At 65.7% G+C, this 17,191-nt stretch carries 14 protein-coding genes; 7 read left to right on the top strand and 7 right to left on the bottom strand.

Annotated elements, in window-relative coordinates; translation table 11 throughout:
• Positions 1–100: 100 nt before the first annotated feature.
• Complete coding sequence (locus CXY75_RS10715; protein WP_104082818.1) at positions 101–541, top strand: Rv3235 family protein; 441 nt, start codon at positions 101–103, stop codon at positions 539–541.
• Positions 542–551: 10 nt separating this feature from the next.
• On the opposite strand, the gene secA is transcribed toward CXY75_RS10715, so the two are convergent.
• The 6 genes from secA to mtrA all read right to left on the bottom strand — a co-directional run bounded on the left by secA (position 552) and on the right by mtrA (position 9,222).
• Positions 552–3,359, bottom strand: a complete 2,808-nt coding sequence (gene secA / locus CXY75_RS10710; RefSeq protein ID WP_104082817.1) for a preprotein translocase subunit SecA — start codon at positions 3,357–3,359, stop codon at positions 552–554.
• A gap of 131 nt (positions 3,360–3,490) precedes the next feature.
• The gene (gene hpf / locus CXY75_RS10705) at positions 3,491–4,195 is read right to left on the bottom strand and encodes a ribosome hibernation-promoting factor, HPF/YfiA family (RefSeq protein WP_104082816.1); all 705 of its coding nucleotides are present in this window, start codon (positions 4,193–4,195) and stop codon (positions 3,491–3,493) included.
• Between the two features lie 122 nt (positions 4,196–4,317).
• A complete protein-coding gene (locus CXY75_RS10700; RefSeq protein ID WP_104082815.1) occupies positions 4,318–5,040 on the bottom strand; it encodes a ComF family protein in 723 nt (240 codons plus the stop codon).
• Positions 5,041–5,175: 135 nt separating this feature from the next.
• Positions 5,176–6,867, bottom strand: a complete 1,692-nt coding sequence (locus CXY75_RS10695; RefSeq protein ID WP_104082814.1) for an LpqB family beta-propeller domain-containing protein — start codon at positions 6,865–6,867, stop codon at positions 5,176–5,178.
• A complete protein-coding gene (gene mtrB / locus CXY75_RS10690) occupies positions 6,860–8,452 on the bottom strand; it encodes an MtrAB system histidine kinase MtrB (protein ID WP_233201845.1) in 1,593 nt (530 codons plus the stop codon). The genes CXY75_RS10695 and mtrB overlap by 8 nt, the downstream gene beginning before the upstream one ends.
• An 89-nt stretch (positions 8,453–8,541) precedes the next feature.
• On the bottom strand, positions 8,542–9,222 hold the full coding sequence (mtrA, locus tag CXY75_RS10685; protein WP_104082813.1) for an MtrAB system response regulator MtrA: 681 nt from the start codon (positions 9,220–9,222) through the stop codon (positions 8,542–8,544).
• A 166-nt stretch (positions 9,223–9,388) separates the two neighbouring features.
• On the opposite strand from mtrA, the gene CXY75_RS10680 reads away from it, so the two are divergent.
• From CXY75_RS10680 to CXY75_RS10660, 5 genes are read left to right on the top strand one after another with little or no spacing between them, the layout of a single operon-like run.
• Positions 9,389–10,507 (top strand): hypothetical protein, encoded by a 1,119-nt coding sequence (locus CXY75_RS10680; RefSeq protein ID WP_104082812.1) that lies wholly within the window; start codon positions 9,389–9,391, stop codon positions 10,505–10,507.
• Positions 10,504–11,172 carry a DUF4129 domain-containing protein gene (locus tag CXY75_RS10675; protein WP_104082811.1) on the top strand — a complete coding sequence of 223 codons (669 nt, stop codon included), beginning with the start codon at positions 10,504–10,506 and terminating at the stop codon, positions 11,170–11,172. Before CXY75_RS10680 ends, CXY75_RS10675 begins: the two co-directional genes overlap by 4 nt.
• On the top strand, positions 11,169–12,446 hold the full coding sequence (locus tag CXY75_RS10670; RefSeq protein ID WP_199182429.1) for a DUF4350 domain-containing protein: 1,278 nt from the start codon (positions 11,169–11,171) through the stop codon (positions 12,444–12,446). Before CXY75_RS10675 ends, CXY75_RS10670 begins: the two co-directional genes overlap by 4 nt.
• On the top strand, positions 12,443–13,438 hold the full coding sequence (locus CXY75_RS10665) for an AAA family ATPase (protein WP_369826712.1): 996 nt from the start codon (positions 12,443–12,445) through the stop codon (positions 13,436–13,438). Before CXY75_RS10670 ends, CXY75_RS10665 begins: the two co-directional genes overlap by 4 nt.
• Before the next feature lie 2 nt (positions 13,439–13,440).
• Entirely contained in the window at positions 13,441–14,748 is a 1,308-nt protein-coding gene (locus CXY75_RS10660) for a DUF58 domain-containing protein (protein ID WP_104082809.1), read from the top strand.
• A gap of 1 nt (position 14,749) precedes the next feature.
• Here the strand turns inward: CXY75_RS10660 and CXY75_RS10655 are convergent, their stop codons facing one another.
• Positions 14,750–15,745: a stage II sporulation protein M gene (locus tag CXY75_RS10655; RefSeq protein ID WP_104082808.1), complete on the bottom strand. Its 996-nt coding sequence runs from the start codon at positions 15,743–15,745 to the stop codon at positions 14,750–14,752.
• Positions 15,746–15,762: 17 nt separating this feature from the next.
• On the opposite strand from CXY75_RS10655, the gene CXY75_RS10650 reads away from it, so the two are divergent.
• Positions 15,763–16,623 (top strand): RDD family protein, encoded by an 861-nt coding sequence (locus tag CXY75_RS10650; protein ID WP_104082807.1) that lies wholly within the window; start codon positions 15,763–15,765, stop codon positions 16,621–16,623.
• The last annotated feature ends 568 nt before the right edge of the window (positions 16,624–17,191 follow it).

Below are 17,191 nucleotides of genomic sequence, written 5' to 3'. Positions count from 1 at the left end.
GTTATGCACAGGCTCTTTAAGCCCTCGACAGCGCCGGAACCAAGCTGCTTAGGTTTCCGCCACCGCAGCGTGAATGCTGCAGCCTGAATCAGGAGGAGCAATGACGCCACCGATGACTGGCCACCAGTCTGCGCAAGCCCGCGAGCCGGAGCACAACCACGACGGCGAAGGCCTCGGCCTGGAGCCCGGCCTCAACCGGGCTCTGCCTGATACGGAACCGATGCTGCGCGCCCTGGCGCTTCGGTCCCTCGAGGTCATCGCTGGGGCCAGGGACCTGGAGCAACTCGCTCGCTGGGTGACCGACGAGGTTTATGCCCACCTGAGCCAGCGGGCCTCGATCGCAGCACGAGCCCGCGCCATCACCGGGGTGGTCGCTGCACGCCCGATGCTCACCGTTAATCGAGTCAACCAATGGCCCAGCGACGATGGCACGGTCAACGCCGTTGTCGTGGTCTACGACAACCGAAGACCACACGTCGTGTCACTGAAGCTCGAAGACCGGGGCAATCGGTGGCGCGCCACCGTCGTCGCCGTGCTCTGACCTCCGCCGGCTACGTCGTCTTCTTACCCTGCGAGCGTCGCTCGGCCCGGTTCACCGGAGCTGCCCCCTCGGTTTTCTGACCGAAGGCTCCACGCTGGGGCGGTCCGGCTGGCGCGGCCGGCTCCTCGCTCGCCGTGGCGGCCGTGGCGGTACGACGGGCCCGGTCGGTGGCGGCTTGCTGAATCTGGCCGCGCTCGTTGCGTACCTCAACCCCGCCCGAGTCGCTCGGTGCGGTATAGCTGAGCTTCTCCTCCGCGGCGTCGCCCGGTGTGAGCCCCTTGGCAGCGACGACCGGTCCGGTTACCGCTCCGGCACCCGCCGTCACCTCGACCTCAAGGTTGAACAAGAATCCGACGGTCTCCTCGCGAATTTGCCCCATCATCTGCTGAAACATCGCGAAACCCTCACGCTGGTATTCGACCAGCGGATCGCGCTGCGCCATGGCGCGCAGGCCAATGCCGTCTTTCAGGTAGTCCATCTCGTAGAGGTGATCGCGCCAGCGGCGGTCGATGACCGAGAGCACCACGCGGCGTTCGAGCTCGCGCATGGCCGGGGATCCGAGGGAATCTTCCCGGCGCGAGTAGGCGAGTTTGGCGTCGGAGAGAATTTCGCGGCGCATGAAGTCGCGGTTGATTTTGCCCTTATCGCCGGCTTCGGCGACAACCTCGTCGATGGTCAGACCAACCGGGTAGAGGGTCTTCAGCTCGGTCCACATGGCGTCGAAGTCCCAGTCGTCGCCGTTGCCCTGGCCGGCGTGCACGTCGAGTACCTCGTCAATGACGTTGGTGAGGAACGTCTGGGTGCGCTCGTGCAAGTCGTCGCCCTCAAGAATGTGGCGGCGGTCGCCATAGATGGCTTCGCGCTGGCGGTTGAGCACGTCGTCATACTTGAGCACGTTCTTGCGGATCTCGGCGTTGCGACCTTCGACCTGCGACTGGGCACTGCGGATGGCGCGACTGACGACCTTAGATTCGATAGCCATATCGTCTGGCACACCCTGGCGACCCATCAGAGCCTCAGCGGCGCCGGCGTTGAACAGGCGCATCAGGTCGTCGGTGAGAGAGAGGTAGAAGCGGCTTTCGCCCGGGTCGCCCTGGCGCCCGCTACGTCCGCGTAGCTGGTTGTCGATGCGGCGTGACTCATGGCGTTCGGTACCGAGCACGTAGAGTCCACCGGCGGCGATGACTTTGTCTGCCTCTTCGGCTACACCCGCCTTGACGGTGCTGAACACGTCGTCCCAGGCGAGCTCATATTCGTCGGGGGTCTCGACCGGGCTGAGGCCCTTGGCATTCATCTCGGCGACGGCGAGAAATTCAGCATTACCGCCGAGCATAACGTCGGTACCACGACCGGCCATGTTGGTGGCCACCGTGACCGAACCGAGTCGGCCGGCCTGCGCCACGATCGCGGCTTCGCGCGCGTGGTTCTTCGCGTTCAGCACCTCATGCCGCACACCCTTCTTGGCCAGCATCCGGGAGAGGTATTCACTCTTTTCAACGCTCGTCGTACCAACCAGAACCGGCTGCCCAGCCTCGTGGCGCAGGGCGATGTCTTCAACGACCTGACGAAACTTAGACTCTTCGTTCTTGTAGATCAGGTCGGACTGATCGAGACGTTTCATCGGCTTATTGGTGGGAATGGCCACAACGCCGAGCTTGTAGGTGCTCATGAACTCGGCAGCTTCGGTCTCGGCCGTTCCGGTCATACCGGAGATCTTCGAGTACAGGCGGAAGTAGTTCTGCAGGGTGACGGTGGCCAGGGTCTGGTTCTCGGCCTTGACTGCGACACCCTCCTTGGCTTCGATGGCCTGGTGGATTCCCTCGTTGTAGCGGCGGCCCATCAGAATACGGCCGGTGTGCTCGTCGACGATGAGCACCTCGCCGTTCATAACGACGTAGTCCTTGTCTTTCTTGAACAGGGCGTTCGCCTTGATGGCGTTATTCAAAAAGGAGATCAGCGGGGTGTTGGCCGACTCGTAGAGGTTGTCGATCCCGAGGTAGTCCTCGACCTTTTCGATGCCAGGCTCGAGCACACCGATGGTGCGCTTCTTCTCGTCGACCTCGAAGTCTTCATCGGGCACCAGGCGCTTGGCCAGGCTGGCGAACTCGTTGAACCAGCGGTTCGCTTCGCCGGAAGCCGGCCCGGAAATGATCAGCGGGGTGCGAGCCTCGTCGATGAGGATCGAGTCGACTTCGTCGACGATGGCGAAATAGTGCCCGCGCTGCACCATGTCACTGGCCTGCCACGCCATATTGTCGCGCAGGTAGTCGAAACCGAATTCGTTGTTGGTGCCGTAGGTAATGTCAGCGGCATACATTTCGCGGCGTTGAGCCGGAGTCTGGCCGGATACGATGCATCCAGTCGTCATTCCCAGCGCGCGAAAAACGCGACCCATGAGTTCACTCTGGTAGCTCGCCAGGTAGTCGTTGACCGTGATGACGTGCACGCCGCGGCTGCTGATCGCGTTGAGGTAAGCAGCGGTGGTGGCGACCAGCGTCTTACCTTCACCGGTCTTCATCTCGGCGATGTTGCCGAGATGAAGGGCAGCTCCACCCATGAGTTGCACGTCGAAGTGACGCAGCCCCAGGGTGCGGGTGCTCGCCTCGCGCACGGCGGCGAATGCCTCTGGCAGCAGGTCGTCGAGTGATTCGCCGTTGGAGTACCGCTCCCGAAGGGTGACGGTCTCGTTCTTCAGCTCCTCGTCGGTGAGCTCGTGGAAATCTTCTTCCAGCGCGTTGATGGCTTTCGCATAGTTTTCCAGGCGGCGCAGAACGCGACCCTCGCCAACACGAAGAACCTTTTCAAGAATTGACGCCACGAATGTACTCCACTAGTCAAACGGTGCACGCATGCGCGGGAGCGGTGGACTGTTCCCGCGCATGCGTGCGCTTATCGTCTGGCGGCTGCCAGAGCGCCGACCTGGTCGGCAACTAAGGCAATGCTAGTTGGTCAGTTGCCACGCTCGCTGGCAACGGGCACAGCCTCCCGCAACTCACTGGACGAACCGTCGAGCTCGATGACTCCGTAGTCCCAGCCCTTGCGGCGGTACACCACGCTGGGACGGTTGGTTTCGATGTCCTGAAACAGATAGAAGTCGTGGCCGACGAGTTCCATGAAGTAGAGCGCATCGTCGACGGACATGGGCGCGGCGGCGAAAACCTTGCGACGGATGACAACGGGGCAGTACTCGTCTTCTTCGACGGCAGCCGGGGCATCCGCTTGCACGATCGGAATCGCGCCGGTGCGCACCCGTTCGAGCGTTTCCGGGTTGGCCGGAACGATGTCGATGACGCTGAAGCCGACCGAGGCTGCCTCGTGCAGCGAGGTCGGGCGGTGGGCACCACCGCGGTGCACCTTCTTGCGGTCCTTGGCCCGACGAACGCGTTCGAGCAGGCGACCCAGCGCCACGTCGAAGGCGGCGTATTTGTCGGATCCGTCTGCTTCGGCCCGCACCAGTGGGCCCTTGCCGATCAGGGTGAGTTCGACCCGGTCATTGCCGGCGGCTGCGCCGTTCTTCTCGTGGTGACGGCTGACCTTGATCTCGAGAGCGACGATCTTGTCGGCGAGGAGGGCTATTTTCTCGGCCTTCTCCGTCGCGTAATCCCGGAAGCGATCGGTGATCCCAAGGTTGCGTCCGACGATGTTTGTTTCCATGACGACCTCCAGTTTGGCGGACCACCCTCAAACCGGGCGATCATTACGCGCCTTTGTTTCAACCGTAGCCGGGGCGATCGGATATGTCACAGTATTTGTTGATGAGTTTGCCGAGTGCGCATTTACCGAGGCAGCAGGCGGCGTGTTTCGGCCAGTGTAGCCAGCCCTACGACGGTACCGCCGGCCGCGAACACGGCGCGGCGCGCCTCGAGCAGCGTCGCCCCCGTCGTCACGATGTCGTCGACGAGAATCACCGCAAACCCGTCGAGCGGATGCCGCGCGAGAAGACTTCGGCTCTTGTTCGCGGCTCGCGCGGCACGGCCGAGGCCCACCTGATCGACGGTGTCGCCGCGTTGAGCCAGCAACGGGGTCGCTCGGAGGCCCGCGCGATGGAGCAGGGTGTCAACGGGGTGGTAGCCGCGGAGACGCCAGGCACTGCGTGACGACGGAACGGTGACCAGGTACACCCCGGGGTCGATCAGCCGGGGAACACGTGACGCGGCACTGTCGGGCCGCATACTGCTCGGTACCGCGCTGCTCGGCACCGCGGCGAGCGCGGCCACGATGGCTGCGCGCAGGGGCATCGCGAGTGCGGCAGCGGCATCCGTTCGCCCGCCGTCTTTGTAGGCCGCGATGACCTGGCGTGCGACCCCCTCATAGGTCAGGGCCGACCAGATCAGAACGTCGTCACGAGTGACCGGGTGCACGTCGGGCTGCAGGGCGCGACGGCAGGCGGCGCAGAGCGCACGGTCGGCGCGGCCGCATCCGCTGCACTCGGTTGGCAGCGCTACCGCCCAGGCATCGAGGCTCGCCCGGGTGAGTTGATCGCGCAGCCGCCGGGTCATGGGAGCAGTGTGGCCCGGTGGCGCACGCGCCGGCTGCCGGGGCACCCATGTGTGCAGAACCGGGCGCGGTACTGCCTGTGGAGGAGACGCCGCGCTGGCGCGGACCACGCCGGCTGCTGCAGCCCGGGCGGAGGATCAGCCGCCGATGCCCTGCTGGGTGGCCAGCAGCGTCACGTCGTCGATCCGGGCCTGCCAGCCAACGCCGCGCTGCACCTCGAGACTTCCGGTGCTCGAGAGCGCACGCAAGTCTCGCACCGAGTTGCTGCCGACGATGAACTCGCTGCTCGCCGGCGATTCGAGGGCCCCGCTCACACCGCCGATCTGCTGCGCGACAATGCGTTCAGTGCCGCTCGTCAGGGTGCTGAGCGAGGCGACGGTCAATTCATCGACCCAGGTCGCGTCGAGGCCAACTCCGCCGTCCGAGGCGAGCAGCACCGGTGCGCCGATGCCGGTCGGTACCGATCCGGTGCGCATAATGGATGCGACGACGAACCGGGTTTGGGAACCGGTGCCGAGCAGGGCGATCAGCCGGGCGCCGTCCCGAGAGATTTTCAACGCGGTGATCGATGTGGCCTCCGGCCAGGGAGTCTGCAACGCGGTCGCCTCCCCCGCAGGGTCGTACACCAGGAGCGCGCTCGGGTCGTTGGCCGGAACCGACCAGACGAACCGGTCGTTGTCGATCGACGGCGCCAGCAGGCCCGAACGGGAGTCGAGCAGTTGTGGGTCGTCTCCGGTTCGAACGACGTACACGCCGCCGGCGGCGAGCACCGCGGCCGTTCCTTGACCCGATGAGAGCGTCACCGCCGTCGGCGCCAAACCGACGATGGTGTCAGACAGACCGTCGATGGGGGTGATGGTCTCTCCGGTTGCGGCGAGAAAACCGAACTCCTCACCGCGCAGCACAAGCGCCCTGGCGTCGACGCGAGGGTTGACGATGGGCCCCGCCGAGCTGAGCTCGTCGATGGTTTGCGAGTTCTGGTCGATCGTGATCTCGACCGAGAGACCGGTGGGCAGGCTCGCCGCCAGTTGCACCTTCATGCGCTGCAGGGTTTGCCGATCTGCGCTCAGTGCCTCGCTGTTCAGATCGACCATGGCTTCGCGCCCGACCACCTGCACGGCATCCGCGGTGAGCGTGGAACCTTCGGGAAACGCGGTGACAACCGCGCCAGCCAGCCAGGCGCTGGGGCCATTCAGCACGGCGTTGACCAGTTTGGTCGGGGCGGATGCGCCGCGCGGGAACCAGCGCAAATCCGGCACGAGGAACCGAAAGCCGGGATCGTAGAAGTACACCGGTTGGGCGCTGAACACGTCATTGAACGTGTTCTCATCAATGACGGTACCGTTCGGGGCGACGCTGATGCGCCACTGACCGCCGATCTGCGTGAACTCGTAGCGGAGTGGCAGCGGGGTAGCGTCGACTTCGCGATATTCCCCGGTCACGCTTACCTCGGCGATCGGCGTCACCGCGACGAGTGTCGTGCTGGCGTCGAGTTCGTTCAGGGTGCGCCCCGTTCCGTCGTCGACGGTCACCCCGATGCTCGGATCCCAGGCCGAGGCGAATTCCGGGGTGAGGAATTCCCGGGCGATTTGATAATTATTTTCGGGGCTGGAGGAGGCGTCGATGAACCCGAGCAGAATGGACTCCATCGACGCGTCCTTCTGCGGCCGCGAGGGCAGAAAGACCGGGGCCGGGTTGTCGTCGGGGGCGACCTCGTTGCCGGCATAGACGATGCCGTCGCGGGGAATGCCGGTGCAGCCAACGAGCCCGACGGCCAGGGCTACGGCGAGCACCAAGGCGGGAACACGTCGGACTGGTCGGCTAAACATGCTCTCCCCCTCCTCGTTCAGGAACGTGCCCGGTCTCGCCCCGCGCCGCCGTGACGTCGTGCGGCGGTAGCGGAAGGGGCGACGATTCTAAAACGGCCCCCTTCGTGCGCGGCAGGGTCAGTCGAAAGCAGGAACCCGCGCCGGGACTGGACCAGACTTGCAGCCATCCGTTGTGCACGCTGGCATCTTCGCGGGCAATGGCCAGGCCCAAACCGGTACCGCCAATCGTGCGCTGGCGGGACGGATCGGCCCGCCAGAACCGGTCAAACACGTGCGCAACCTCGGCCTGGCTCATGCCGAGCCCAAAGTCGCGCACGGCGATCGCGACCGCCTGGACGTCGCTGTCGACCGAGACCACGACGGGCTGTCCCTCCCCGTGCTCGATGGCATTGCCGATGAGGTTCTGCAGCACCCGTCGAATGCGCCGCGGGTCGACGTCGGCGTTGAGATACCCGCCGGGGGCGACCAGACGCAGGTCACTCCCCTTGGTCTCGGCCAGCGAGCGCAGGCTGTCGATGGCATCTTCGGCGAGGTAGACCAGGTTGGTCGGTTCGCTCTCAAGCTGCACCGACCCGGCGTCGTAGCGGCTAATTTCAAGCAGGTCGCTCAGTAGCAGTTCGAACCGTTCCACCTGAGTATGGAGCAGTTCGGCCGTTCGTCCGGTCGCCGGGGGAAAACTCGCCCGCTGGTCGTAGAGCACATCTCCGGCCAAACGGATGGTCGTGAGCGGCGTGCGCAGCTCGTGCGAGACATCCGACACGAAGCGTTGTTGCACCTCTGACAGGTCAGCGAGCTCACGAATCTGGCTCTGCAGGCTGTCGGCCATGCCGTTGAAGGAGCGAGCCAGCGTGGCGATCACATCTTCGCCCTTCTCCGGAATGCGCACAGCGAGGTCTCCGGAGGCGAGCTTCTGACTGGTCTCGGCCGCGACCCGCAGCGGCGTCACGACGAAACGCACGACGATCCAGGACACCGCGCCGATCAGCAGCACCAGGGCGACGCCGGCAACGCCGAGGGTCTGCTGCACGAACAACAGCGTTGCCTCGGCATCTTGCAGGCTGTACGCAATGTACAGCTCGTAGCTGCCAGCCACCGGAACGGTGATCTGCGACCCGACCACGATTCCCGGGATGGTCGCAGCAGCGTCGCCGATCAGGCTGACCGATTGCCAGAACTGTTCCCCGTTGTTGCCCTGCACCTGGGAGCGCAGGTCGGTGCCGATGACGCCGGTCGATTGGCCGAACGTCGACGAGTCAAGCGGCGCGACGGTCGACGGATCCTGACCGGGCACCCGGAGCACGGCAATCAGCCGACTCGACGAGGTCGCCGAAATGGAGGTGCGGGCCGAACTGAGCAGGTTCTGCACCTGCACCCGATCGATCGCGTCGGAGGAGTCGAACAGGCTTTGGGCTGCGCTCGTGGCTCGATTCGAGTCGAGCAGCACCTGGCTGAGCCGGGACTGGAACAGGTCGTTGCCGATACTGACCGACATGTACACGCCTACCACCAGAATGGCCACTCCGGAGAGGGCAGCCGAAATTGTGACGGTACGAAATTGCAGCGAGGAACGCCAGGATGCGCGCACCAGCCTGGGCCAATTGCGCGGCCGGCTCCAATACGTTAGCTGCGGCACGAGCAGCCGAACCGTTTCTGCAGGGTGGCGTTCATCGTTGGCTAGCTGACAGTACCGGCGCGGTAGCCGACGCCGCGCACCGTCATGACGATTTTCGGGTTGTCTGGGTCGTGCTCCACCTTGGCGCGCAACCGTTGCACGTGCACGTTGACCAATCGGGTGTCTGCCTTGTAGTGGTAACCCCAGACCTGCTCCAGCAGCATTTCACGGGTGAACACCTGCTGGGGTTTGGCGGCGAGGGCCAGGAGCAGATCGAATTCGAGCGGCGTGAGGTTGATTGCGGTCTGGCCGCGGCTGACCTCGTGACCGACGGCATTCACGACCAGGTCACCGATGCGCAGGCTCAGCGCACCATTAACCGCTGGCGGACGCAGCCGGGTGCGGATGCGGGCAACGAGCTCCTTGGGGTTAAACGGCTTGACCATGTAGTCGTCGGCGCCGGACTCCAAGCCCTTGACCACGTCTGTGGTGTCGGAGCGAGCGGTGAGCATAATGATGGGCACGCCGGACTCGGCCCGGATCAGGCGGCAGACCTCGATGCCGTCGAGGCCGGGGAGCATGAGGTCGAGCAGGATCAGGTCCGGCTTCTCGGTTCGAAAAGCCTCGAGGGCAAGCGATCCGTCAGCGCAGAAGCCCGGGGTAAAACCCTCCCCGTGCAAAACAATACCGATCATTTCGGACAGGGCGGTATCGTCATCGATAACCAAAATGCGTGCGGTCATGGGTCTCTCTCGTCGCGCGATTCTACAAGCGTCTGTTCTGCACATGCCCTACTCAGCAGCAGATTGTCCATTAAGTAGGCCAAAGTCTGGCATAACAGTACCAAGGGTGCACTGACGGATTGGCCGCTCACGCATTTTGCGCAGTTAAGTATGCCAGCATGGAACGGTGACCGACAACTGGCAAGCCCCCGATTCCCCGGTTCCGCCCCAGTACGGGGCGTTGGGAACGCCACCCCCATACCAGCACCCCGGGGCGCAGCAGGGCTGGACACCCCCACCCAAGCCCGGACTGATCCCGCTGCGACCGATCGGTTTCGGCACGCTGCTCGCGGCATCCTTTCAGGTGTTGCGACGCAACCCCAAGGCCACGTTCGGCAGCAGCCTGATCATTCAGTCGGCAATCATGCTCGTCACCGTGCTGGTAGTCGGGCTGGTCACGTTCTGGGCCGTAGACCGGATCGATAGCGCCCCGCTCGACCAGCAGGACACCGTCGCCGCCGGATCGATACTGACCGGCGTGCTGTTCACCATCATTCCGATCGCCCTGTCAATCATCGCCTCCGCCCTGTTACAGGCCATCATCGTGGTCGAGGTGGCCCGCGCAACCCTCGGCGAAAAGCAACGCCTCGGCGCCCTGTGGCGCAAAGCGGCGACTCGCCTCTGGCCACTCGCCCTCTGGACCCTGCTGATTACCGCCGCGCTGCTGCTCGCCGTGGCCGTCATCAGCGGCATCGTGGTGCTTCTGGTCACCGTTGGCGGGGTTGCTGGCATCGTGTCCGGTGTACTGATCGGCGTGTTCGGCGGCTTGCTGCTCATGGCGGCGAGCGCGTTCATCTATACCAAAACCAGCATGGTACCGAGCCTGATCGTGCTCGAAAAAATGGGTGTGCGGGCATCCGTTATTCGGTCGTGGTCGCTCACTCGCGGCTATTTCTGGCGTACCCTGGGCGTGCTGCTGCTGGTCGGCCTGATCGTGCAGGTGATCAGCCAGGTCGTCAGCCTTCCGGTCTCGATCGTGCTCGGTTTCGGAACCGTGCTGGTCGACCCCACGGGTGCGTTCCTCGAAGAGTCGTCGATCATCACCCTCGTGGTCTCGCTGCTCATTGCCATCCCGATTGCGGCGGTGGCCGCGGTCGTGCAGTCGGCGGCCGTCGCACTGATCTATCTGGACCTGCGCATGCGCAAGGAGGGCCTCGATTTGGAGCTCGCCCGCTACGTCGAGTCGGCGGCGCAGGGCCTCGACCTGCCTGACCCGTATCTGGTGCCCGGGCCCTCGGCGCCATGACCGCGGCGTGGGTGCTGCTCCTCGGCGCGGTTGAGGTGCCGGTTGATCCCGACGCGCCGGATGCCCGCAGCTGGCTGCGCGAGGAACTCGCCAAGGCCCCATACGCCGCGGCCAGACCGACCTGGTTCGACCGGGCGTCGCAGGCTTTTCTGGACTGGCTGCAATCGCTGACGCTGCCGGGAGATGGCGGCGCCAACTGGCTGCCGGTTCTGGCAACGCTGGTCGTGGTCGCGGCCCTCCTGGCGAGCTGGCTGGTGTTTGGAGCTCCCCGCCTCGCTCGGCGACGACGGGCTGGCAGCGCGCTGTTCGGCGCGGTCGACCAGCGCAGCAGCGCCGAGATGCGCACGGCGGCTTCTCACGCTGCCAGCACAGGGCAGTGGAGCCTGGCCTGTGAAGAAATCTTTCGCGCCGTGGCCCGCGGGCTCGCCGAGCGCACCATACTCACCGTCAGCCCCGGCACAACGGCGCACGATTTTGCGGCGCGGGCGGGGCTTGCCTTCCCCCAAGCCGGGACAGCCTTGTCGAAGGCCGCGGATACCTTCGACCGTGTGCGCTACCTCGAGCGGGCCGGTACCGAGGCGGAGTATCGCGCCCTCGCCGCGCTCGACGCCGAGCTGCGCGCCGACGCGCCCGTGACGCTCGCCCCGCTGGCGGGAACGCTGTGAGCGTGCCCGTGGTCGGTGTTGAAACGGATGCCGATGGCGGTGCGGCGAGCATCGCCACACCGACCCTGCGCGCACTTCTCCGCCGCTCCTCGTTCTGGATCATCGCCGGAGCCGGCATCATCGGCGTGGCCGTCGTCGCCGTGCTCGTCTCCGGCGGCACCAACGTGGTCGGCCGCGCGCTGGCCGGCGACAACCCGTCACCGGCCGGTTCGATGGCACTGGTCGAGGTGCTGCGTCAACAGGGCGTCACCGTGCAACTGGCCGATTCCCTGGCCGAGGTGCGCAGCCTGGCCGGGAATAATTCGACCGTTTTGCTCTACGACGAGAATGGTTATCTGATCGATTCCCAGCTGGCCGAGCTGGCCCGGCTGGCCACCCGCACCGTCATCGTCGCGCCGGACTTTCTCGCCTTGCAGTCACTGGCACCGGCTGTCGGTTTCGGCGGGGTCTCTGGCGCCAAATCACTCGTCGCCGACTGCGCGCTGCCGGCCGCGAACCGCGCAGAGCAGATCATTCCGGGCGGCAATACGCTGTCGCTCCCTGGTTCAGGTACCGGCTGTTTTCCGAGCGGAAAAGACACGTTCTCGGTGGTGCAGAACGGCTCCACCACCCTGGTGGCCGACCCGCGGGTGTTCAACAACGAGAACGTGGCCGGCTTCGGCAACGCCGCGCTCGCCCTCGGCCTGCTCGGCCAGAGTGATTCCGTCATCTGGTATCTACCGACGCTCGCCGACCTGCCCCGCACGGGGCCGCCATCGCTCGCCGCGCTCACTCCCGGCTGGGTGACCCCGGTGTTGCTGCTTCTCGGCGTGACCGCCATCGCCGCCGCGTTCTGGCGCGGACGCCGATTCGGACCGCTCGTGGCCGAGAATCTACCGGTCACGGTGAAGGCGAGCGAGACCATGGAGGGTCGCGCCCGGCTGTATGCACGCAGCAATGCCCGACTCCGCGCCCTCGATGCGCTCCGAATCGGGGCCGTGCAGCGTCTCGCCACGACCGTTGGCCTCGGGCGCCTGGCCCCGTTGGAGGAGATCATCGGCTCCGTCGCCGCGCTCACCGGGGGCGCGCCGGCCACGGTGCGCAGCGTGCTGGTCGAGGCTGTTCCCACCAGCGACGCCCAACTGCTGGCGCTGTCGGATTCGCTGCTGGCTCTGGAACGCGCGACCAGCCGGGCCGTCGCTGCGGGGGCCGCGCCGGAAACGGGCGGGGTGGCATCCGCTATACCACCAGCGCTGTCCCCAACTGATCTGGAAACCGAAAGAATGGACCCATGACGATTCCTACAACGCCAACCCCCATGCCGGTCGACGAAGACGCCGCGGCCCTGCGCGCCTCGCTGAATCGGGTGCGTACCGAGGTCGGCAAGGCCGTTGTCGGTCAGGACGGCGCTGTCACCGGGCTGATCATCGCCCTGCTCGCGCGCGGGCACGTGCTGCTCGAGGGGGTTCCGGGGGTCGCCAAAACGCTGCTCGTGCGCACGCTCAGCCACGCGCTGAGCCTCGACACCAAGCGCATCCAGTTCACGCCGGACCTGATGCCGGGGGACGTGACCGGGTCGCTCATTTACGATGCGAGAGCCGGCGAATTCGAGTTTCGGCGGGGGCCGGTGTTCACCAACATCATGCTCGCCGACGAGATCAACCGCACTCCGCCGAAGACGCAGTCCGCGCTGCTCGAAGCTATGGAGGAACGTCAGGTCAGTGTGGACGGCGAGTCGCTGAAGCTGCCGGAGCCGTTCATCGTTGCCGCGACCATGAACCCGATCGAGTACGAGGGCACCTACACGCTGCCGGAGGCTCAGCTCGACCGGTTTCTGCTCAAGCTCGTGCTCGACGTGCCGCAGCGCACCGAGGAAATCGAGGTGCTGCATCGCCACGCGGCCGGATTCAACCCGCGTGACCTGGCCGGCGCCGGTGTCACGGCGGTGCTGGGTGCGGCCGAACTGGCGGCGGCGCAGGCTGCCGTTTCTCGGGTTGGCTCGAGCGCCGACGTACTCGCATACCTCGTAGACCTTGCCCGTGCCACGCGCGTGAGCCCCTCGGTCAAACTCGGGGTGAGCCCGCGCGGAACGACGGCGCTACTCGCCGCGGCCAAGGCCTGGGCTTGGCTGAGCGGGTACGACGCGATCACGCCCGATCACGTGCAGGCGATGGTGTTGCCCGTCTGGCGGCACCGCGTGCAGCTTCGCCCGGAAGCTGAACTCGAGGGCGTCTCGGTCGATGCGATTCTGCGCGGCGTGCTGCAGCAGGTTCAGGTTCCGATCTAAGCATGACGCTCAGCGGACGGTTCGTTTTTCTCGTCGCCCTCGGCGCCGTGCCTATCGTGCTGCTCGGAAACACCACCTCTCGGGCATTCGCACTGCTCCTGGTCTGGCTGCTGTTCGCGCTCGTGCTCGGCGGCATCGACCTCGCCCTGGCCGCTTCTCCGCGCGCCGTGACGGTAGAACGGATGCTGCCAGCCCGTGTTCGCCTCGGCGAATCGGTCACCAGCGAGCTGTACCTGAGCAATTCGGGCCGACGACGACTGGTCGGCACGGTGCGGGACGCCTGGCAGCCGTCGGCGGGGGCCGGCAACAACCGCAGCCCCGTTGTACTCCCTCCCGGCGAACGGCGCCTGATTTCCCTCGTGCTGACCCCGTTTCGGCGCGGTGAACGTCGAGTGGACCAGGTGACGGTGCGTTCCCGTGGGCCGTTGGGTCTCTGGAGCCGTCAGGTGACCCTAAACGCGCCGGGGCGCATCCGTGTTCTGCCACCGTTTCACGCTCGCAAGCATCTGCCGTCGCGCATCACCCGGCTGAAGGAACTCGACGGGCGCACCAGTGTGATGGTGCGCGGGCCGGGCACCGAATTCGACTCCCTGCGCGAATACGTGCGCGGCGACGACGTGCGCTCGATTGACTGGCGGGCCACCGCCAGACGCAACGACGTGATGGTGCGCACCTGGCGGCCGGAACGGGATCGGCGGGTGGTCATTCTGCTCGATACCGGGCGCACGGCAGCGGCCCGCGTGGACAACGAGCCGCGGCTGGACACCGCGTTCGAGGCCGCATTGCTGCTCGCCGCCCTCGCCTCGGTCGCCGGTGACCGGGTGGATTTTCTCGCCTTCGACCGGCGGGTGCGCGGCCGAGTGCAGGGCGCCAGCGGGGCTGCACTCCTGTCGCAGATGGTCGATTCCATGGCACTGATCGACCCGGAACTGATCGAGATGGACTGGGCAGCCGTGCCCGGCCAGATTCGGTCAATCACGAGCCAGCACGCCCTGGTCGTGCTGCTCACCTCGATCGACGCGGCTGGCGCGTCGACCGGGTTGCTGTCGGTGCTGCCGCAGCTGACCAAACGGCACACGGTGGTTGTGGCATCCGTTCTCGACCCGGTAACCGTTGAGGCGGCTGCGACTCGCGGCGACCGTGATGCGCTCTATCGGGCGGCGGCCGCTGAGCGGGCCCTGCTCGACGTGGCCCGCGTATCGGCCGCGATCCGCCAGCTGGGAGCGGATGTTGTCACCAACTCCCCCGCGCAGCTTCCACCAGCCCTCGCCGACAGATACATAGCGCTGAAGGCCGCTGGCCGGCTTTAACTCAGGCGCTGTAGATGCGCGTGCTGCCGGCCTCGAACTCGTCGAGATCGCCGGTTTCACCGGCGCGGTAGGCGCGGCCGCCGACGACGATCATGTAGGTCAGAAACGCGCCCAGCGCGACCGCTCCGATGCCAATCTTGACCGGCCACGGCCACGGCTGAGACGTGACGAAGCCCTCGATAATGCCAGAGACCAGCAGCACAAAGACCAAACCGATCGCCACCGTGAACAAGGCGCGGCCATCTTCAGCGAGTGCCTGACCGCGCGTTCGTGCACCGGGTGCGATCCAGGCCCAGAAAATCAGCACACCCCCGGCAGCCGCGACGAAGATCGCGGTGAGCTCGAGAAGCCCGTGCGGGGCGATATAGAGAAAGAACACGTCGCCCTTGTCGTGGGCGAACATCACGGCCGCCGTCGTCCCGAGGTTCATGGCGTTTTGCAGGATGATAAACGGCACGTAGAGCCCGACGATGCCAAAAGCGATGCACTGCGCGGCGATCCAGGCGTTGTTTGTCCAGACCAACCCGGTAAAGGATGCCGCGGGGTTCGCCGAGTAATACCCCACGAAGTCTTCATTTGCGATCTGGGCGAGTTGGGCATCCGTTCCCAGATTGGCCAATACCCGCGGATCATTGAACGCCCACACGGCGTACAGGGCGGCGACCGCGAATGTCACGACCGCGACCGCGAGGGTCAGCCAGCGCAACCGGTACAGGGCCGCCGGAAGCTGGGCCAGGAAGAACCGGGGAATCTGGGCCAGAACGTTGGTACTCACGCCGGTGAAACGCAGCCGCGCCCGCGACAGACCGACCGACAGCCGGTCGCCCTCCAGGGTCGAACCGGCCGTGGATTTGATGGCGGAGAGCTGGGTGGCGCCGGTTTGGTATCGCTCGATCAGCTCATCCGCGTGGGCACCGCTCAGACGCCGCCGGGCACCAAGCTCGGTCAGGCGGTCCCAGTCGGCGCGATGCGCTGCCGTGTATGCGTCTAGATCCATCTGGTTCAATAGTAGACATGAAGGAGACCTCACGTCTGTCTGACCGTTCCGACGCTGACGACCTCGCGCGCGATGACGAACTCGTGACGGGTGAGGCGGTTGCGCTCGACGTGCGGCCGGCCAGTGTCATCTTGCGGGCTGCGGGCTCGATTATTGACACCATCGCCTACGCGGCCCTCTACCTGCTCATCTTGCTGGCTTTTTTTGTCGCCTTCGGTCAGAGCGTGGACGCGGCGCTCAGCCAGGCGGTCGTGATTGCCGCGCTGGTCTTCTCCCTGCTGATCGTGCCCGTGCTGGTCGAAACCCTCACGCAGGGCCGTTCCCTCGGCAAGCTCGCCATTGGCGCCCGCATCGTGCGCGATGACGGCGGAGCTATTTCCCTGCGGCACGCGTTCATTCGTGCCCTCACCGGCGTTCTGGAGATTGTGATGACCGTCGGAGGGCTGGCTGCAACGGTCGCACTACTCAATGGCCGCTCGAAGCGACTCGGCGACCTCATGGCAGGAACCTACAGTCAGCACGAGCGCGTGCCGCGCAACCGCGCGGTCGCGCGGCCGCTCCCCGAGCCGCTCGTGGCCTGGTCACAGACCGTCGACATCGCCCGGCTGCCCGACCGTTTGTCGCGCCGGGTCGCCCAGTATCTGCGCCAGTCCGCCCACCTGACGTCCTTGACGCGCGAACGCCTCGCTCAAGCTCTGGCCGCCGAGGTCACCCCGTTTGTGTCCCCGCTGCCCGACGCTCCCGCCGAATTCTTTCTGATCGGCGTCGCCGCCGTTCGTCGCGAACGCGAGTACACCGCGCTCCTGCTCGAGCGTGAGCGCCTCGCACGTCTCGCCCCGGTACTAACCGGGCTCCCCCACGGCTTCCCCAACCGCTAGTTGACCACGCACTGAGTGCGTGGCCTCTTCGATCGGCCAGAAGGCGGGTTTCGCAGACCGGTCACGTCGTGCCTATTGCGGTCTCGGCAAGCTCGACCAGCGGATGGGGAATGCCGCTCGCGGAAAGTTTAGCCAGGCGGTCGGGACGTCGACCTCGGCCAGCGGATGGGGAACGCCGCTCCCGAGGCCGTAGTTAGGTCGTCGGAACGTCGACCTCGCGCACGTTCGGGCGCCCGTCCCGCCAGTCACGTGGGCGGGGTGTCGGGATTTTCGCGGGGTGTCGAGTTATGGCCGTTTTCCGGGAGGTATCCGCATGCTTTTCGCGGATGCCTCTCGGAAAAGGGTCATTGTTTGAGCTGAGGAGTGAGTGTCCCGTCGCCCCGCAGGGGTCCAGTCTCGTTTCACAGACCGTCAGGGTCGTGCTTATGGCGGTCTCGTAGGCAAGCCTTGGATCGAGCCTGTCGAGATTTCGACCAACGGTGTGTGGGTTAACGCAAAAAGGCCACCCGAGGGTGGCCTTTTTGTTTGTTTCTAAGTTAAGTCCGGCGGTGTCCTACTCTCCCACAGG

Source organism: Cryobacterium sp. Y11 (genome assembly GCF_002929535.1).
GTDB lineage: Bacteria > Actinomycetota > Actinomycetes > Actinomycetales > Microbacteriaceae > Cryobacterium.
This window is presented reverse-complemented; position numbering and strand designations above follow the sequence as displayed.